The following is an 18,409-nucleotide window of genomic DNA, read 5'->3' on the forward strand; positions in this document are numbered from 1 at the left end:
TCGGCCTCACCCGAGACCCGGCCGAAGGCGCCCCAATCCGGCGGACATCGCGCCGCGCAGCCTCAGGACCACGTATCGCGCGGTGGTCTCGCTCGTGCCCAGGGCGCGGGCCAGCTCGGCGGCCGAGACGCCCCTCTTCGAGCCGGCGACGAGCCGGAACGCCAGGAACCACTTCGGCAGCGGCAGCCTCGAGCCCTGCATCGGGGTCCCGGAGGTCACCGAGAACTGGAGCCTGCAGCGGGTGCACTGCCGCTTCCTCGGCCTGCCCGCTACGGGGCTGCACCTGCGGTTGCCGCACCTCGGGCAGACCCAGCCGCCCGGGAAGCGCAGCCGCATCAGCCCCTCCTCGCACGACGCCTCGTCCCCGTGCCTCGCGACCCAGGACAGGAGGTCCCCGCCGCCGCCGTCCGCCGCCGCCACCATCCGCGCGCTCATGCTCGTCATGCCGCCCAGCCCCTCTCGACGCCCTCGCCCTGCGGCACCGATTGTGCGACGGGGGCGCGACACAAATTAGCTGCCCTTATGCGCGAGCTTGGGAGCCATGTTTCATGAAATGACTGAGTACCTCCAGCATAACCGCAGGAGTTCCTGTCGCCTCCAAACCATACAATGAGGATGCAAGGCTGATGCATCCGAGAGGGCAAAGAAAGAGATGGCGAAGGGGCATGCAGGCGCTCTGAATAGGCGCGAATGCGAGAGCAGGGGGACATTGATGGGCCTTTTGAAGAGGTTCTCAAACGAGGAGTCGTGCGAGGGGAGGCTGCTCGAGGAGAAGTTTTCCGGCGGCTTTGCCTGCCCCGTATGCGCCAATACGTCCTGCTCGAAGGTCTGAGGCCGCGCGCACAAGTGGCAGTGCACGAAGTGCTCGCACCAGGTGAGCGTGAGCGCAGGGACTATTGATGGAGGGCACGCATATCGAGCTCAGGAAGTGGTTCGTGGGCGATATGGCTCATGTCCGCCCAGAAGGCAAGGATCAGCGCCTGCGCCCTGCAAAGGCAGATAGGCTGCAGCTTAAAGACGGCAGGGCGGGTCCTTGCAAGGATACGCTCGCCTGGGTCAGATCGCAGTGCGTTCAATGTCCTTGCAGCTGACACACACGAGGTGGACGACTTCTATATCGGTGCCAAGGCGGCAGGCAAAAGCGGACGCGGCACAAAGCAGCAGCCGATGCTTACAGCGGCAGGCAGGGCGCCTGCCCCCTGCGCTGCGCAAAGGAGTGCTCGAAAGATTCCTGGCGCCAGGTGGGGCATGACCAGCTCTGCCATACATCGAAGATAAGGGCGGATGGCTGGAGCGGCAAAGCTTGCCGGCCTCTCCTCGTTGCGCGGGCTCGTCTAAAGGGAGTACGACAGAGCGGACGGGGATGCATCCCTTCCCATGGTCCACAGGGTGATATCCAACTTCAAGGCCTACGTGCAGGGCGCCTTCCCAAGGCCCACATGCACTCCTTGCGGACTCGTTCAGCTAAAGATACAGCCACAGGGATGTAAGGGATGGCTGCATGGAGCTGCTGCACGAGATGTGCCTTATCCATGTCTCGCTCTCCGGCATCGCAGCCACCACGACGGTCCAGCCGAAGATGCCTTCGATCTTGCCTAAGCCGCTTACAGTTCAGAGAGCCTAACTATGCTGGAGGTACTCAGCCATTTTTCATGATTGACTTTTAATAGTTAGTCTTTCTTATTCACAACCAGTAATCCTAATATTGGTAAAGTCCACTAGCCCATCTCTCACGAACAGTCCCATCTGGTAATCAACCTGTCTATAAATACGATAGGTAAAAGCAATCTTTTCTCCTACAAAAATCTCCACTAAGTCATGATCAACAAGAGCGCTAATTTCGAAAGTGCTTCCATCCACAACTGTGAAATGCTTCTCTGCAACCCGATTTCCATCTGGTCCTGGCACTGCTGGACTCCCTACGTCTGTACAGGATTTCCTCCAGAACGGATCAACATCCATGGGCAGACTTAGAAGGGAAGCGCGTTGCATACCAATCTCGAAGCGCAGTTCGAGGCACTGATTTGCATCCGCATCCGTCTTGAACAAGATTCCAAAGTTATCGCGGCAATAGGAGATGCGGACGCGACATCTGAAGAGAAAGGTCTTCTCATGTATCTTGAGCAGGCTATAGCCGAACGAACCCGGAGAGTTGATAGATATGGATTTGTTACCAGCACTTGTAACCTGTCCAAGCCTTGGAACGAGTGACCATGGCAGGACTCTTGCACTGAGGCCTGACTCAATCTCATAGGGCATCTTTACGTCAAGCTCCCTATAAGAATTAGGAATAACCTCATGGGGTACACAGAAGTCACCGCCCCAGTACCACTCCCCGTCATCACGGCCATCGGCCCTATCATGCACCCAGCCGAAATATATGCAACGCCCCTCACTATTGATGCACGACTTGGCTGCATAGAATCTCCGTCCCCCGATCCCATCAATACGTGGGGTCCGCCAAGGACCAAAAGGCGAATCTGCCATACGGTAGATCGTCTCTACATGCTCTGAGAAACGCGAATACGAGAGGTACCAGGTATCTTTCAGCTTGTACATCTCAGAACACTCTGGACAGTTGGTATGATAGGGAGTGTAGATTGGCCCGTAATGCACCCAATGAGACAAATCGTCGGAACGAAACAACACGATACATCCCGACTTTGATGATGGACCCTTACGCAAGCGAGCGGATACAAGCAGCCAGTAGCATCCATCGTCCTTATTGAAAAAAATGTATGGATCTCTCCAGTCAAGAGGTCTATACAGATCGGTTAAAGGAACAAGGATGGGATTATCCGGATCTTTCATCCAGGATATGCCATCCTCACTGGTTGCATGGCATATCGTCTGTTGTGTTTTGGTGTGATAGTTGTAGCCAGTGTAAAAAATGTGGTAGAGACCTTTACCAAAGATGACCGATCCCGTCCATATGCCATCGGCGTCGGGCTCACTCCCCATACCTGGGCACAACGCTGTCGGCAATTCCTCCCAATTCCACAGGTCTCGAGAAACGGTGTGACTCCATGTTGTCCGAAGGCGGTCGGGATATACAGTCGTACCAGCTGGGGGTGTCAGAGAGAATATATGGTACATACCGTCATGGAAGAACGGAATGGCATCCCCGGTCGCATCTGCCCCCACTGGCTTACGGAATATCCCGTTCATTGCTCCTCCCCAGAAACGGTGTCTTTGGACTTGCTGGCAGGAGGCACAGTCTTGAAGAGCCAAGTGCTGAAGGAGCTCTTCTGAGAATCAATGATGACGGCAGCAAGAATGATAATTCCCTTCACAGCAAGCTGCCAGAATGAGCTTACACCCATGAGATTCAGCCCATTCGAAATCATGCCAATCACAACAGCACCAATGAACGTACCGCTGATGCTCCCTACGCCGCCAGACATCGAGATGCCACCAAGGACACATGCTGCGATAGCGTCCATCTCATATCCCGATCCAGAGGCCGGTTGCCCTGAGAACATTCTCGAGGCAAGAACGATACCTGCAAAAGCAGCAAGCAGACCTGAGATAGTATAAACCAAGATCTCCGTCTTCTTTATGGGAATACCTGACAGACGCGCACATTCGCGATTGCCACCGACTGCATAAACATAGGTACCAAACTTTGTCTTTGAGAGAAGCACAGAGAAGATGGTGGTCAGTACCACCATATAGACGACTGGCATGGGAATCCAACCAAAGAGATATCCCGTCCCGATGAGCGAGAAGGCATCATCAGTTACGCGCGTCGACTGGCCACCCGTATAGATATACGCAACGCCACGTGCAATGTTCATGGTAGCAAGCGTAACGATGAAGGCCGGTACCTTGAATTTAGAGACCACAGCGCCATTGAAGAATCCAACCAGGGCCCCCAGACAGAGACCGACCAATATCGCCCCCCACATAGGAAACTGGCTATAGGTCATGAGCCCAACGGTTATGGTTCCACTCATGGCGACGATAGATCCAACAGAAAGATCGATCCCACCAAGAATGATAACGAATGTCATGCCAAGGGCAAGAAACACGTTATTTGAAATTTCCCTGAGAACTGAAATTACATTGCTGGTAGTTAAGAATGATGGGCTGAGCAATGACATGAATATGAACAGTATTATCATTACGATAATAATACCTATGTTTTTCTTTATGATACTTCCGAATTTGCCGAGAACCGAAGTTGTTCTATTTCCCGCCTTCTTACTCACTGATCCTCCTCTGTCGCCAAATGCATAATCTTCTCTTGGCTGAACTCCCTACGTTGAAGCGTACCGGTGATACGCCCGCCATGAACGACGCAGATCCTGTCACACATGTTGATGAGCTCGGGAAGCTCAGAGGAGACAAGGATAATGGCCGTGCCCCCTTTTGAGAGCTCGTTGATGATCGAGTAGATCTCGGTCTTCGCTCCAATGTCAATACCTCGAGTTGGCTCATCTAGGATGAGAACCTTCGGATTTGTCGCAAGCCATTTCGCTAGGACTACTTTCTGCTGATTCCCGCCAGACAAGCTCGAGACCTCTGTTGATAACGAAGGTGTTTTGACATGTAGATCGTCGATGTATTTACTGACCAGCGTATCTGCCTTACCCCAGTTGACTATGCTGCCATAACTGATTTTCCCCAAGTTGGAAAGAGCCACGTTGAACCTCACTGATGCCAAGAGGTCCAAACCTTGCTTCTTTCGGCTCTCAGGAACGAGGGCAAGGCCGTTAATGATTGCGTCAGCGCAGTTCTTGAAGTAAACCGGATCCCCATCAATCAGCATCTCTCCAGAGTCATAGGTGCTACTCCCGAAGATGGCCTGCATGAGTTCGCTCCGGCCGGCTCCGATAAGACCAGCGAATCCAAGAATCTCACCAGCATGTACTTGGAAGCTCACATCGCCGAACACGCCTTTTTTCTCCAAATGTCTGGCCTCGAACACGACATGTTCAGTGGGCTCATAGGTTCTCTGATAGAAATTAGAGAGGCTGCGACCCACCATCATCTGCACAAGCTCGCCTTGATTGGTCTGACTGGTCCGGACAGTCCCTATGTACTCCCCATCGCGAATAACCGTAATACAATCCGTTATCTCAAGCAGTTCACTCATCCTGTGGGAGATGTATACGATGCTCACACCACGCTTTTTGAGATTTCTGATAATGCTAAACAGTGATTCCACTTCTTCATCTGAGAGCGAAGAGGTTGGCTCGTCCATCACGAGAATACGAGCATCAAATGAGACTGCCTTGGCAATCTCAACCATCTGCTGCTGAGCGATACTCAAATCCTTCACGAGAGTGGTGACGGATATGTCAACACCAAGCACGCTTAGCTTTTGTTTGGCCTGCGCTTCCATTTCCTGCTCGTCGACAATGCCACCTTTCTTGACTATCTCCCTACCAAGAAAGATGTTTTGCGCTATGTTCAGATAGGGAACGAGCACTATCTCTTGATGGATGATTTCGATACCGTTTCTTCGGGCGGTTGGCACACTATCAATGTCGACCTGGTTACCATCAATCTCAATGGAACCAGCGTTAGGTGGATATACGCCACCGAGAACGTTGATAAGTGTCGACTTACCTGCTCCGTTTTCACCAAGGAGTGCGTGGACCTCGCCTCTCTCAAGTTTGAAGTCGACCCCTTTGAGAACCCTCGTATTCCCAAAGGATTTGGTAATCCCGTGCATCTGTAGAATAGGTTTGCCCAAGAAGCTACCTCCCCTTTTGGATAATCCGACACGCGCAGCTTGCTTTCGTACAGGCTGCGCTTAGTCAGAGTCACAAATTACAGTACAGACAGGCTATCGGCTACTGCCATTCATCTTCTGTCTGCTTCGCCTCATCGATGGAGATGAGATGAGAGTCGAGCCATATCTCCTTGTCTACTGACTGGCCCTGCATGAGGTCAACTGCGCACTCGAACGCTTTTTCGGCTATACCGAGAGGTACTTGGCACGCAACGGCTTTAAAGTCGCCATCGATAAGCGCTTTCTTGCCATCAGGAGAAGCATCAATCGAATACACGTTAATCAACCCCTGCTTGTTTGCGGCCTTAATTGCGGCGACAGCACCAAGCGAGGAGGGATCATTTATACAGAAAAACGCTTGAAGGTTCGGATTGGCTTGAATGATGTCCTGTGCCACGTTAAGTGAGCTATCCAAGGTAGCCTTACCATCCTGTTGCGCAACTATATTGAATTTACTTGCGCTGTCGCCAAGCCCCTCATTGAAGCCCTTGACTCGCTTCACACAACTCTCGTTCGAGGGAAAGTCAAGAATGGCAATGTCAGCACCATTCGGATAGTCTTTTACCATTTGCTGCCCGACAAGCTGTCCTGCTTGCTCCGCATTCGTCCCGATCAGTGTGTCAATTAGAGACCTATCATCCTCAGTCACTGCCGTATCGACATTTAGAATCTTCTTGCCCGCATCTTTCAACTCTTGAAGGCCCGAGCGGATTCCTGCGGAATCGACCGGTATGACGAATACTGCATCCAAATCTTGGTTTGCCGCGTCTGACAGTTGGCTCAGCTGAGTATTGAGATTGTAGTCTGGATTTAGGCAGACGTATGAATAGCCTGCGTTGTCGCATTGCTCTTGGAACTTGTCATTCATAGAGGACTGGAAAGTGTTATTGAGGGTGTTCGTAAGAAAAGCAAAGGAGTAGGGACCATTCTTTGACGAAGACGACGATGAATCCTGCGCAGTCGAATTCGGTGTTACACCACAACCAGTAACTGTCAGACATCCAAGAACCGCAGCCGATACTCCAACACCCAAAAACTCACGTCGGCTTAGCTTCAAACCACCATTACCCATACTAAGATTTCCCTCCGTCTTCTCCTATCAAGACCTTGATAGGATTTTCGTAACTTATTTTAAACAGAGGGAGTGCTACGTTTATCTTGTCATGTTATCGACATCGGTAAGTGGACTTTTCTACGAATTTTACGTAAATTTTTAAAGAACGCTGTATTGCTCTTAAAGTCAAATGGGCAGACTCTCCTCCACCAGGATTGGTTCATGCAAGCAGCCATATCAAAATCAAAGTAACCCCCGTGGAAAAGGCTCATGCAAAATTTCCTTCCATGCATCAGCCAAGTTCTCGCGAGTAACTCCAAGTGGTGAAACACCTATATATTTATGGGAATCATTTCCCAGTAAGGCATGCGCAACCGCATATGCTGCAGCAACACCCTGCTCGAAAGGTCTTTGAGCAGATATCCCACAGACCAATTCTCCTTTTGCCATGAGCATACCTATTTCTTCATCAAGGTCACAGGTAAAGAGAACGATATCCGTCCGATTTAAGTCGCTTAGAGCTCGTACTGCTTGTAGGGCAGGACCATCCCAGCAGACATAAAGCGCCCTAATACCCGGATGTTCCGTTAGCATTTTGCAGCATATCTCATACGCGTCTGCTATATTGATGAATGAATTTGTAGCTTCGATTTTGATATTGGGATAGTTGCGCTCAATTGTTTTTACTGTAACCATGTCTCGCAGGAAGGTACCGTAGAAAGTACTGCCATGTTTTATAATTCCTATCTGCACGTTTTCTTGTCCGGCAAAGTAGTCACCTATCATATGCGCGATAATTCTGCCACTCTCACACTCATTGACAGAAACACAGGCCGAATAGTCTTTCCTTGAAAAACCGGAGGGGATGTTACTGAGAAAGACAAGTTTCGTTTGTTTCGAAAGACTTTTAAACGCAGGCGCTGTAATTTTGTCATCGACCGGAATGGCTATAACAGCATCAGGTCTCTGCATTTTTATGCCCTCAATTTGAACCATCTGCAGTTGAGGGTCAAGCTGTGCCTCGCATGTCGATATCACTGAAATGCCAAGATTGTTAAGCGTTTCCGTTATGCCAAGCTGATGCAGTGAGTGCCACGCAGTGCCACCATAATGAAATGCAAGAGCGACTGTATAGTGTCCTTCCTTGAGTTGATTCCGTTCATTTTCCGAGGGGACAATTTCATCCGGAGAGGTGGCGCACTCTCCAAACGGGCCTGCTCCGACTACCTGTGCTGAATTTCCAATATGCAGTTTCGTTGGAACTTTAATACTTCTATTAGAGTCTTCTAACATGCAACTAGATTTTTTTATACCAATGCAGGGCACTTTATTTACTATTCTCTCACTAACTATATCAGCCATTTGACTGGGATCTTGGCATACATAGGTAAGATTCTTATCAAAAGGATATGCTTCATCAAAACATCCATATCCAACGATGGATATGTCATCCGGGCACTTAAGACCATTCTTTTTGAGTGCCGCAATAAGATTGAGGGTTAGAAAATTACCACAAGATATTATTGCCGTTGGGGCAACATCATTAATAAAATTAGGAATCACTCTATTAAATATATCTGTATCGTTATGCATCATTGTAATTATCATATGCTCATCAAAGGGAACTCCAACCTCAGAGAGAGCTGCTCGATAACCATTAATACGTTCGGTAACCGAAGTCTTATTTTTGTCACCAAATATGCCAGCTATATGTCGGTGCCCAATTGATATCAAATATCGCACTGCGTCACGAGTACCTTCAAAGTCTTCCATAACGACGCAATCCTTCTCGTGCGTGGCAATAATTGCATCCATGAATTCCACTGCAAGTCCATTTGAATAAAGAGAGCTATATACGTCTACTCTCTCTTGAAGTGGAACAAGCGCGATGCCGGCGATACGACAATCTCCTAAAATATGCCTTAGAATCATTCGCTCTTTTTCGGAATCATTTTCATTGCAATATATTGCTGGAAGTAGCCCTCTTTTCATAAAATTACTCGATAGATGTTTTGTTAATATGTTATACATGGGGCTGTTGAATGTCGGTATAACAATGGCAATCACCTTATTGAAATTTATTTTCCCTTGTTTCATTCGAGAATCGAGCTTATGTATATAGCCTGTTGATTTAATCGCATTCCAAACGCAATCCGTCAAGTCATCACTAACATGTCTTGTCCCGTTAATGACGTGAGAAACTGTAGCAATTGATGTACCAGCTTGGTTAGCCACATCTCGAATTGTTGCGCTCATCAACAGCCTCGTTCTCTAATTTGTATCCGTTTGAGATACCTCTATATTTTGGCTCTTCAAAACTTCTGGTGGGTAGCACACGGGCTCCCACCGCGCCTCCCTCCCGGCAGGCGGTATGATTCCTGCGACTGGTGGACGCGACGATCGGAGCCGTGCATGGACGCGCAGGCCGGCATGCTGGCGCAGCTCTTCGAGAGATCGATGGGGCTGGGGCCGGAGTGGAGGGCCTCGGAGGTCTGGTTCGAGGAGCGCGGCGGGGCCCCGGACGAGCTGCACGTCCGCGTCGAGCACGTCCGCGGCCAGGCCGTGGGGCGCCCCGAGTGCGGGCGGAGGTGCGGCACCTACGACACCCGGGAGCGCACCTGGCGCCACCTCGACATCTGGCAGTACGAGACGGTCGTGCACTGCGCCGTGCCCAGGGCGGACTGCCCGGAGCACGGCGTCCGCACCGTGCGCATGCCCTGGGAGGTCCGGCCGAACTCGCACTTCACGGCCCTCTTCGAGGTGCAGGTGCTGGTCATGGCCCTGTCCGGGATGACCGTGGCGGCCATCGCGTCGCGGGTGCGGGAGGGCGACGCCCGCGTCTGGGCGCTCCTGCGCCGTGCCGTCGCCGAGGCGAGGGGGTCGGCCGACTACTCCGCCGTCGAGCGCGTCGGCATCGACGACACCGCGAGGGGGCGCGGCCAGAGCTACATAAGCACCATGGTGGACCTCGACGCCCGGCGGGTCGTCGCCGTCACCGAGGGCAGGGACAGGGGGTCGGTCGGCAGGCTCTGCGACCAGCTGGAGGAGCGCGGCGGCGACCGCTCCCGCGTGCTCGAGGTCACCAGGGACATGGCCGAGGCGTACTCGCTCGGCGTCGCGTCCGAGATGCCCCAGGCGGCCCAGACCGTCGACCGCTCCCGCGTGATGCAGCTCTTCTCGAGGGCCACGGACCGGGTGAGGTGCCGCGAGAGGCGCGAGTCCGAGGAGAAGAGGGCCATGCTCGCCGGCACGAAGTACGTCTGGCTCAAGCGCGAGTCCAACCTCACGGGGAGGCAGCTCGCGAAGAGGGCCGGGCTCGACCCGGCGCGCCCGCGCCCGAGGACCGCGAGGGCATGCCAGATGGCCGAGGCGATGCGCGACGTCTACGGGCTCCCCGGCCGCGAGTCCGCGGCGCGGGCGCTCGACCGGCTCTGCTCCTGGATGATGCACTCGAACGTCCCGGAGATGAAGGTGGTCGCGGGGACGCTCCGCAAGGAGCGGGAGGGCATCCCCGACTGGTGGCGGAGGGGCTCGACGAACGCGATCCTGGAGGGGCTCAACTCAATCGTCCAGTCCATCAAGAGGGCCGCGAGGGGCTTCAGGAACACCGGGTACTTCGAGACGATGATATTCCTCAGGCTCGGTCGCCTGGACTTCTCGGCCCAGCTGGCCGTCTCGACCGCTACCCACTAGAAACCGTAAAGAGCCTATATTTTAGGGCTCTTCGTCACTTCTGGTGGGTAGCACTTCTGCATCCCCTTGAGGGCGTGGCCTTTGAATGGTAGGATTTTCCCCGACAGGAGGCTGCGTTCTGGAGGTGCGATATGGATGTTCAGGCAGGGATGCTGGCAAGGCTCTTTAAGAGATCCCATGGGACTCAGGGACGAGTGGGAGCTCTGCGATGTCTGGTTTAAGGAGCGCGAGGGAGCGCAAGATAAGCTCCATGTGAGGGTGGCCCACAGGAAAGGGCAGGTGGTGGTGAGCCCCGTATGCCACAGGAAGTGCAGCACCTGTGACACGCGCGAGAGGACCTTGTGGCATCTTAGCATCTGGCAATACGATACGATCGTGCACTGCGCGCTGCCCAGGGCCGACTGCCCGAAGGACGGCGTGCATGCCACAAGGATGCCCTGAAAGGTGTGGCCGAAGACGCACTTCACAACGCTCTTCGAGGCGCAGGTGATCGTGATGGCGCTCTCGGGAATGACCGTGACGGCGATAGCGCATCTGATGCACGAGACCGACACGCGCATATGGAGGCTGCTGGGCAAGGCCGTGGCCGAGGCAAGGGATGCCGCCGACTACTCGGATGTCGTGCGCGTGGGCATAGACGACACCGCAAGGAGGCGCAACCAAAGCTACATCAGCATCATGGCCAACCTCGACTGTCAGCGTGCCTGAGCCGTCACGCAGGGCAGGGACAAGCTCGCCTTAGGCAGGCTCTGCGCCGAGCTTAAGGAGCACAGGAGGGGACCGGGCGAAGATCCAGGAGGTCATGCGCGACATGGCTTAAGGCATACTCGCTGGGGGTCGCCGCCAAGATGCCCCAGGCCACACAGACCGTGGACAGGTTCCATGTGGTGCAGCTCCTGAACAGAGCGATCGACCATGTGAGGTGCACAGAGCGGCGCGAGTCCGCCTCGAAGCGCTGGCAGCTTGCCCAGACGAAGTACGTATGGCTGAAGAAGAAGGAGTCGCTCACAAAGCGCCAGCTCGCGAAGAGGGAGGAGCTCGACCCCGCCAGGACCCATCTCAGAGAGGCACGCGCATGCCAGATGGGAGAGGCGCTGCAGGACGTGTACTGAGCCCTGTCAATATAATGGACAGAGGAATCTCAGATTTTTTTATGCGGTCTGCATTGCCTTCGGATCGTACGCAAGGCCTCTCTCGAGGCGCTCGAAGAACTCCTGCATCACCTCTGCGAGCACGCGATCTCCTATGGACTTATGCGGGCGGAAGCGGTTGTAGTACGACTCGATAAACTCGTGTGCCTTGTGCTTGGTCGTGGATGCGTCCGAGAGGCGCTTATGGTGAGAGGCGCTTATGGTAGTACCATTCGTTCTTGAGCGTGGCGAAAAGCGATTCGGCGACCGCATTATCGTGGCAGCTTCCGGTTCTCCCCACGGAGAGCCTCACGTCGTGCGCGGCTGAGCAGGCGGCGAACTCTGAGCTCGTGTACTGGCTGCCTGGGCTGCTGTAGAATATGGCCCCTCCAGCCACGTATCCGCGCGAATATGCCATCTTCAGGGCAAAGACGACAAGCCCTGCCCTCATGTTGTCCTGTATGCTTCAGCCCACCACCATGCGCGTGCACAGATGGTGCGCGACGGCGAGATATATGAAGCCTGCCGTGGTCCTGAGATAGGTTGTATCGCCCACAAGCTTGGCTGTCGTTGTGTTTGATAGCATCCGAGCTGCGGGTTTGAGCAAGGATTTCTTTCGGGTCTGAGCACGAAGTGCTTTCGGTTTCGTGCACGGGCCGCGCCGACCGCGAGATGGCCGGATATCGTCGATGCATCGGCAGTCGACGAAGGAGGCCGGAGAGGATGATCGGCGTGGAGAAGATAAGCGCGATACGCAGCCTGGGCAGGTCGGGCGAGTCGGTGGCGGGCATAGGCAGGCGCACCGGCGTGTCGGAGCCCACGGTGCGCAAGTACCTGCGGGAGGAGGACTTCTCGCCGAGTGTATTCCGTAACATCTAAGTCGACGAAAGGGCCGGTACCGCTTTTCCGTACCTTGCTGCTAGGCTGCGAGGCCCAAGCTCTGCCTGTATTGTAGGGGGCTCATCGAGCCCAGCGAGCGCTTGATCCTCGTCTTGTTGTAACGCTCTATATAGGCGTCTATCCTCTCCTTGAGCTCATCCAACGTGACGCCCGCCCAGTCCCTGCCATAGAGCATCTCGACCTTCATGGTGCCGAAAAAGCCCTCCATGCGGGAGTTGTCAGGGCTGCACCCCTTGCGCGACATGGAGCGCATGATGCCGGCCTTCTCGCAGATGGAGATCCACTCGGGCCAGCGGTAGTGGCAGCCGCAGTCCGAATGGATCACGAGATGGCGGCGCTCCTCGTCTGTCGTAGTGGCCAAAGCCGCCTTGAGCATGGAGTTGGCCATCTCGGCGTTGGGCGAGGTCGAGGTCGTCCAGCTTACGATGGCGCCGTCGAAGCAGTCCAAAACCGGGCTCAGATAGAGCTTGCCGGCCGGTATCGAGAGCTGCGTGACGTCGGTGAGCCATAGGAAGTTGGGAAGTCCGGCTTCGAAGTCCTGGCAGACCTTGTTGCCGGGGTGTTCCGAGACCTCGCCCTTGTAGGAGCTGTAGGCCTTCCCGGGCTTTGCCTTGCCGTGCGCCTCGAGCTTCTCCTCAGCCATTATTCGCCCTATCCTGCGCTCGCCGATGACATGTCCTCGTGCCTCGAGCTCGTCGTGGATGCGGCGCCTTCCGTAGGCGCCGTCGTTGGCGTTGAAGACGGCGCAGACCAGCTCCCGCGCCCCGGCGTCCCTGTCCCCGGCGGCGATGGCCGAGAGTTGGTACTGGTGGCTCGATCGGGCCATGTCGAGCGCCGAGAGAAGCTCGCACAGCCTCCATTTGGGGCGCAGCGACTCAATCAGCAGAGTCTTCTCCCTGTTCGTGAGCTCGTTTGCCGGGTCGGCGCCCGTCCCTTTTCCCAGGATCTCGAGGGCGCCCTCCAGGATGTCGCGCTTGAGCTCGAGTTGGCGCAGCTCTTTCTCGAGTTCGGCCTTCCTGGCCTCGAGGGCATCTATTTCTGTCTGCGTGACGGGAGCCGCTCTGGCGGCTCCGGCGTCGGACGCGCCATTTGAGACGGCGTTGCTTGTGTCGGGCATCGGGGGCTCCTTCTCAGGCAATAGCTCTCGCTTCCACTTGTAGAGGGTACAACGCGTGGAGCCGACCTCGTCGGCGATCTGTTGCGCGCTTCCGGCTCGTCTGACAAGCGCTGTCACGGCTTTCTGCTTCTCTTCGAGAGTGAACGTCCTGGGCTCGGCTGTCCGCCTCTCGCCAGGTGCCAGCTCGTCTATCCACTCTCTGAGCTTTTGCGTACTTCCGGGGTATCCCAGCTCGCGTCTCGTATAGGCGTTGCAGCGGCCGTGCTCCAGATAGTGGTTGACGGCGGCCCGCCTTTGCCCTTCTGAGTAGCGTTCTAGGTTGCGCCCCCTGAGCGCGCCTCCGTTGTCCTGCCATTCCCGATACCATCCTACAAGCTGTGCCCGGCTTGGATATCCCAACTCGCGTATCGTAGCCGTGGCTTTAAAACCATACTTGATATAGAGCTCGACCGCTCTTGTCCTCTGCTCAAGGGAGTACACGCCATCCTCCAAACATCATCGTTTGGTACGGATTTCCGGTACCGGCCCCGTTTGTCGACTTTTACTTGACGGAACACAGTCGCGGATGCCTCGACGGGGGAGTGGTCCGTCACGCCGAGGTTCCGGTCCATCGGGCGCTTCGCGGGCAACGGCCTCGCCGCCGCGCAGAGCGACGGGTAGCCCGCGGGCGGCGGGCGGGGTGTTGCCCCTCTCGATCATGTGGGTGTCTTTCTCCCGCAGGTGACTCACAAAACCGCACATATGTTCGTCGGCCTGTCAAGTGAGACATTTTTAGCAGAGCTCGCCAGCCCCTAGATAGCTAAGCCAGGGGCTGGCTTCCAAACCCTTTGGGCTCTCATCTTCCTGCGTGTCCTCATAGCGGATAAAAAGATCTATCCAGCTTCGGATGCTTCACATGCGATCCACTCACATATTCGCGGGTCTTCGGTTATACACTGAGCCGCACTACGATGCTTTCGGTATAGATGGAGCCGCATGACCACCGCATAAGGTGATCTGTCAGGTCTCACACATGACCCCTTTGGCTGCGTGTGCGGTTTTCGCGGGTCATCTTCACGCATCGATGATAAGAATGCTCGAAAGGATGTGGCTCTGTCAGTGGCAGGCCTAGGCCATGGAGCCTATCCCAGACTCCACCTTAAGCCCAATTACCCAAATCCAACAAGCAAGCTCGCGCACCACCGCCACTCTTGCGACGTTGGGATGTTTGCCTGAATCAACAAGCTCGTCAAAGCGGGACTTGAGACGTCTGTTGGCCTTACGGGCAAGTCGCCCAATCTCAGGCGACACCCCACACGTACGCACATGCCTCTTGGTATAGTCCTTCCTTCTGCAGATGGATGCAGGACCCTCAATAAGCAAGCGGCGCAGAAGGGTCGGCCCTTCCCTGGGGATGTGCCCGGGGCTGCATCTTGGGCCACCTGAGCGATCGGTTGCAGAACATCCTATCCACCGAGAGACCTTCCTGCCTGAGCTAAAGCGAGAAAGGCTCCCAAACTCGGCTGCCGCAGGAAGAGCAGTGGCACTGCCTATACCCAAGGGCAAAGAAATCGCATCAACATAAGGTGCCCAGCGCAAAGACTGACGGAGTCCCTCTACACTCTCTTTGAAGGCAGCACGGCTCTCTTCTAAGGCGCAGAGCCCTCCAGGCATGAGTTTCGGTGTGAGACTTGCGCCCTCACATCCCAGATCACAGCTTGCGACCCAGGCTCTGTAGGTCGCAGTATGAGTTGACTTCAATCTTCCTGAGGAGGTCCTCTCGTTCCAAACGCAGCCATGTCTAAGAAGAAAGGCTGCTATCCTGCGCCTCCGTGAGCTTACAAGAGTAGCCGGGGATGTGTACGCTCTCACGAGGTCACGTGCCCCTTCGGTCTCACGATCAGGAATCCAGACGTAGGAAATGTCACTTGCGGGACTGGGCATCTCTCTCAAGAGTATCGATGCGTCATTGCGATCGTTTTTGTGCCGGTTGTTCTTCGGGGACTTAGGAATGCTTGTTGCCGCAGCAATGTCACAGCTGAAGCCTGCAGCCTTCAGTGTGCGAGCAAGCTCATGGCCCGTACAGCCCGACTCGTACGCAAGGCGCACGGGCTGAGGTAGCTTCCCCAGCCACTCAAGAAGGTCCAAGACCATAGTAGAGCCACGAAGGCAGTGCTCCTTTACCTCTCCCGAAGTGACAACAGGCGCCTTGCACACGATACTCCTGGCGTGAACGTCCATTCCTACCTGCGTGGTATGCTCCCTCATGAAGGCCCCCTTTCTTCTCTTTGTGACCCTGGCTGAGGTTTGATGGTCTCATGCTGGCTCACGACTCAGGAGACAAGGGGGCTGTCTTGCTTTGGAGGAGACAGCCCACCAGCCTCTAAGCCGATGAACATATCGTCAGGTCACGAGAGACCAAATCGGGAGAAAAGCACCCACACGCAGCGATTGGCACCCACAGCGCCGGGGGACATCCATGCCACACCGCTCGACATGTCGTCCGGGCTTCGCTCCTCTACCTGCCTGATGCATGGACGGGCGTGGCCGATGGTACCGTGAAGTCCCACCTGGAGGTCTTTGGCGGTGCGGAACCCATCAGTCGCAGTGACTGGGATCGGATGTTCCAGGATGCCGACCAGCGCTACAACGATGCCTCCCACGCTGCCGAGCGGTATAGACGGGACGGCAAGGAGCATGAGGCGAAAATCGAGGATGGGTTTGCCGAAAGCGCCGAGGGGGAACGCAGCGCAGCGCAGGACATGCTCAATGGGATCGATGAGTATGTTGCGGCAACGGATGGGGCCTATAGCCAGGTGAACGAGATTCAGGCAGCCCTTGAACTCCTCAGGACCCCCCACCCTCAGGATGTCTCCCCCCTCGGCACGACGCTAGTCCTGTGGGCGGATGAAGGCCCTCACCTGGTTGCTGAAGCGGGCGTTCAGCACGGCGAAGAGCACGACCTCCAAGGCGAGCAGTGGTACCATGGTCGCGGTCATGCGCACGAAGATGTGTGCGCTCGCCGACCCGATGCTGATGAGGAACGCCATCGCGAAGCCCGTCAGCACGACCGCGAAGCCTATCGGCAGCGAGAACAGCACCTGGAGCTGGCGCTTTTGGATGCGCAGCACCTGCGCGACGGATAGCCCCATGCGGTTCAGGTTGCGCATGACGGGCAGGCTCTCGCGCACGTCGGAGAGCAGCCTGAAGTAGATGAGGCTGATCGATGCCACGATGAAGATGACCGAGAGCATGAGCGCGATGTAGGTGTTCATCTCGTAGGCGTATTCCTGCAGGACGATGGTCTCGATGCGGGGGATGAAGAGGAAGTTGTCCCCGTTGGCGAGTCCCACCCCGATGGTCTCGCGCACGCTCTCGCATGCCGCGCGCACCTCCTGCGCCTGGCCCTCGTCGTCCACGTCGAAGGTGAAGACTCGCACGTTCACGAACCTACCCGCATCGTGCAGTCGCTGCCAGTCGGCATCGGTCACGACGTAGCTGCCGAAGCGCTTCGCGTTGTCGAGCACGGGTGCGGACGTGCCGATGACCTCGAACGATCGACCTTCCGGCCCCTCGACCGAGCCCTCGTGCTCGGACGCTCCGGAGATGCTGACCGCCTGGCCGTCCTCGATCGAGAGCGTCGCGCCCGACTGCCGCTCGTACGCGCTCTGGGCGATGAACTTGGTCCCGAAGATGGTCTTCTCAGCCTGCAGCATGTCGTAGGAGTCTTCCGCATACGCTACGCCATTCGCATCGAGCTGCGATTCGATCTCGTCGATGTCCGATGCCTCGCGCACGTTGTCGCCGTACGAGAAGTACCCTATCGCGAAGGGAATGTCCTGTGTGATGTCCGCACGCACCGTCGTGACGAGCGCGAGCGAGACGATGATGGCGCTGAACGACATCGCGAGCATGACGGTTGACACGAACATCGTCATGACCGATCCCCTGAGCCTGTCGCGCAGGCCGGAGACCCAGATGGCGTTGCCGTTCTCCAGGTAGTAGCGCGAACGTGCGACTCGTGCGAGCGCGAGGAACGAGAACTGGCGGTACACGAGGAAGAGCCCGGTAAGCGTGCTCGCGATGATGAACCAGGGAATGACGCTCGCGAGCACGTCGTAGGGGTTCAGGAACATGCGCACGGGCGGGATGACACCAAACAAGCAGGTGCCACAACCGCAGGCGAGCAGGATGATGCCCAGGATGGCAAGGGGCTTCGAGAAGCGCATGTCGCGGCTCTCGTCAGCCTTGGCGGCGAGCAGCTCGACGATGGGGCGCTTGCATATCCCACGCGCCTGCATCGCGCTCGCCACGAGGAAGATGACGGCGAACGTGACGGCGGTCTGTACGATGGACGTTGCCGGGAACTGGTACGCGACGTCCTCCACGCGGATGATGCGCGCCATCAGCATGACCATGAGATGCCCGAAGACGAGCCCGATGACGAGGCCTGCGGCGATGGCGCTTGCGCCGATCAGAAGGCTCTCGAGCACGATGGACAGCTCAACCTGGCGCCTCTTCATGCCCATCGTGAGCAGAGCCCCGTACAGGCGGCGCTTGCGCTTCAGGAAGGCGCTCAGAGAGAGCCCTAGGAACCCGAGCGAATACACGGAGATGAAGGAAATCGCGAGACGCATGATGTCCTGCACGCTCTCGCTCTGCGCGAGCTGGGGATGGTTCATGTTGGCCGAGAACACGAAGAAGACCACGACCGAGAACACGCTGCTCAGCCAGAACGCGACGTAGCTCTCCTTGTCGCGCAGGACGTTGTTGAGGGCGAATCTGAAGAAGCTCAT

At 55.9% G+C, this 18,409-nt stretch carries 14 protein-coding genes; 5 read left to right on the top strand and 9 right to left on the bottom strand.

The window, feature by feature from the left end; translation table 11 throughout:
• Positions 1 to 6: 6 nt before the first annotated feature.
• The 6 genes from J2S71_RS04630 to J2S71_RS04655 all read right to left on the bottom strand — a co-directional run bounded on the left by J2S71_RS04630 (position 7) and on the right by J2S71_RS04655 (position 9,050).
• Positions 7 to 444, bottom strand: coding sequence for a transposase (locus J2S71_RS04630; RefSeq protein WP_307389114.1), 438 nt, complete (start codon positions 442 to 444; stop codon positions 7 to 9).
• Between the two features lie 1,236 nt (positions 445 to 1,680).
• On the bottom strand, positions 1,681 to 3,168 hold the full coding sequence (locus J2S71_RS04635) for a glycoside hydrolase family 32 protein (RefSeq protein ID WP_307389116.1): 1,488 nt from the start codon (positions 3,166 to 3,168) through the stop codon (positions 1,681 to 1,683).
• A complete protein-coding gene (locus J2S71_RS04640) occupies positions 3,165 to 4,211 on the bottom strand; it encodes an ABC transporter permease (RefSeq protein WP_307389117.1) in 1,047 nt (348 codons plus the stop codon). Before J2S71_RS04640 ends, J2S71_RS04635 begins: the two co-directional genes overlap by 4 nt.
• Complete coding sequence (locus tag J2S71_RS04645) at positions 4,208 to 5,701, bottom strand: sugar ABC transporter ATP-binding protein (protein WP_307389118.1); 1,494 nt, start codon at positions 5,699 to 5,701, stop codon at positions 4,208 to 4,210. The genes J2S71_RS04640 and J2S71_RS04645 overlap by 4 nt, the downstream gene beginning before the upstream one ends.
• Positions 5,702 to 5,801: 100 nt before the next feature.
• Positions 5,802 to 6,812 (bottom strand): sugar ABC transporter substrate-binding protein, encoded by a 1,011-nt coding sequence (locus J2S71_RS04650; RefSeq protein ID WP_307389119.1) that lies wholly within the window; start codon positions 6,810 to 6,812, stop codon positions 5,802 to 5,804.
• Positions 6,813 to 7,037: 225 nt separating this feature from the next.
• Positions 7,038 to 9,050 (bottom strand): LacI family DNA-binding transcriptional regulator, encoded by a 2,013-nt coding sequence (locus J2S71_RS04655; RefSeq protein ID WP_307389120.1) that lies wholly within the window; start codon positions 9,048 to 9,050, stop codon positions 7,038 to 7,040.
• Between the two features lie 156 nt (positions 9,051 to 9,206).
• Here J2S71_RS04655 and J2S71_RS04660 point away from each other — a divergent pair, with 156 nt between their 5' ends.
• The 5 genes from J2S71_RS04660 (at position 9,207) to J2S71_RS04680 (ending at position 12,496) form a co-directional block, all read left to right on the top strand.
• Positions 9,207 to 10,487: an ISL3 family transposase gene (locus J2S71_RS04660; protein WP_307388900.1), complete on the top strand. Its 1,281-nt coding sequence runs from the start codon at positions 9,207 to 9,209 to the stop codon at positions 10,485 to 10,487.
• A gap of 177 nt (positions 10,488 to 10,664) precedes the next feature.
• Complete coding sequence (locus J2S71_RS04665; protein ID WP_307389122.1) at positions 10,665 to 10,928, top strand: hypothetical protein; 264 nt, start codon at positions 10,665 to 10,667, stop codon at positions 10,926 to 10,928.
• A gap of 3 nt (positions 10,929 to 10,931) precedes the next feature.
• Complete coding sequence (locus tag J2S71_RS04670; RefSeq protein WP_307389124.1) at positions 10,932 to 11,195, top strand: helix-turn-helix domain-containing protein; 264 nt, start codon at positions 10,932 to 10,934, stop codon at positions 11,193 to 11,195.
• Between the two features lie 122 nt (positions 11,196 to 11,317).
• Positions 11,318 to 11,599: a transposase gene (locus tag J2S71_RS04675; RefSeq protein WP_307392429.1), complete on the top strand. Its 282-nt coding sequence runs from the start codon at positions 11,318 to 11,320 to the stop codon at positions 11,597 to 11,599.
• 741 nt (positions 11,600 to 12,340) lie between these two features.
• A complete protein-coding gene (locus tag J2S71_RS04680; RefSeq protein ID WP_307392496.1) occupies positions 12,341 to 12,496 on the top strand; it encodes a hypothetical protein in 156 nt (51 codons plus the stop codon).
• Positions 12,497 to 12,536: 40 nt separating this feature from the next.
• On the opposite strand, the gene J2S71_RS04685 is transcribed toward J2S71_RS04680, so the two are convergent.
• The 3 genes from J2S71_RS04685 to J2S71_RS04690 all read right to left on the bottom strand — a co-directional run bounded on the left by J2S71_RS04685 (position 12,537) and on the right by J2S71_RS04690 (position 18,409).
• Positions 12,537 to 14,126, bottom strand: a complete 1,590-nt coding sequence (locus J2S71_RS04685; protein WP_307387982.1) for an IS3 family transposase — start codon at positions 14,124 to 14,126, stop codon at positions 12,537 to 12,539.
• Between the two features lie 615 nt (positions 14,127 to 14,741).
• A complete protein-coding gene (locus tag J2S71_RS12265; RefSeq protein WP_370873206.1) occupies positions 14,742 to 15,881 on the bottom strand; it encodes a transposase in 1,140 nt (379 codons plus the stop codon).
• Positions 15,882 to 16,504: 623 nt separating this feature from the next.
• A complete protein-coding gene (locus J2S71_RS04690; protein ID WP_307389126.1) occupies positions 16,505 to 18,409 on the bottom strand; it encodes an FtsX-like permease family protein in 1,905 nt (634 codons plus the stop codon).

This window comes from Olsenella profusa DSM 13989 (assembly GCF_030811115.1).
Lineage (GTDB): Bacteria > Actinomycetota > Coriobacteriia > Coriobacteriales > Atopobiaceae > Olsenella_F > Olsenella_F profusa.

Excerpts from the sequence above, each read along its gene's own strand:
- J2S71_RS12265 (WP_370873206.1), bottom strand. The coding sequence starts at position 15,881 with ATGAGGGAGCATACCACGCAGGTAGGAATGGACGTTCACGCCAGGAGT.
- J2S71_RS04635 (WP_307389116.1), bottom strand. The coding sequence starts at position 3,168 with ATGAACGGGATATTCCGTAAGCCAGTGGGGGCAGATGCGACCGGGGAT.
- J2S71_RS04650 (WP_307389119.1), bottom strand. The coding sequence starts at position 6,812 with ATGGGTAATGGTGGTTTGAAGCTAAGCCGACGTGAGTTTTTGGGTGTT.
- J2S71_RS04655 (WP_307389120.1), bottom strand. The coding sequence starts at position 9,050 with ATGAGCGCAACAATTCGAGATGTGGCTAACCAAGCTGGTACATCAATT.
- J2S71_RS04665 (WP_307389122.1), top strand. The coding sequence starts at position 10,665 with ATGGGACTCAGGGACGAGTGGGAGCTCTGCGATGTCTGGTTTAAGGAG.
- J2S71_RS04660 (WP_307388900.1), top strand. The coding sequence starts at position 9,207 with ATGGACGCGCAGGCCGGCATGCTGGCGCAGCTCTTCGAGAGATCGATG.
- J2S71_RS04680 (WP_307392496.1), top strand. The coding sequence starts at position 12,341 with ATGATCGGCGTGGAGAAGATAAGCGCGATACGCAGCCTGGGCAGGTCG.
- J2S71_RS04630 (WP_307389114.1), bottom strand. The coding sequence starts at position 444 with ATGACGAGCATGAGCGCGCGGATGGTGGCGGCGGCGGACGGCGGCGGC.
- J2S71_RS04690 (WP_307389126.1), bottom strand. The coding sequence starts at position 18,409 with ATGAGCTTCTTCAGATTCGCCCTCAACAACGTCCTGCGCGACAAGGAG.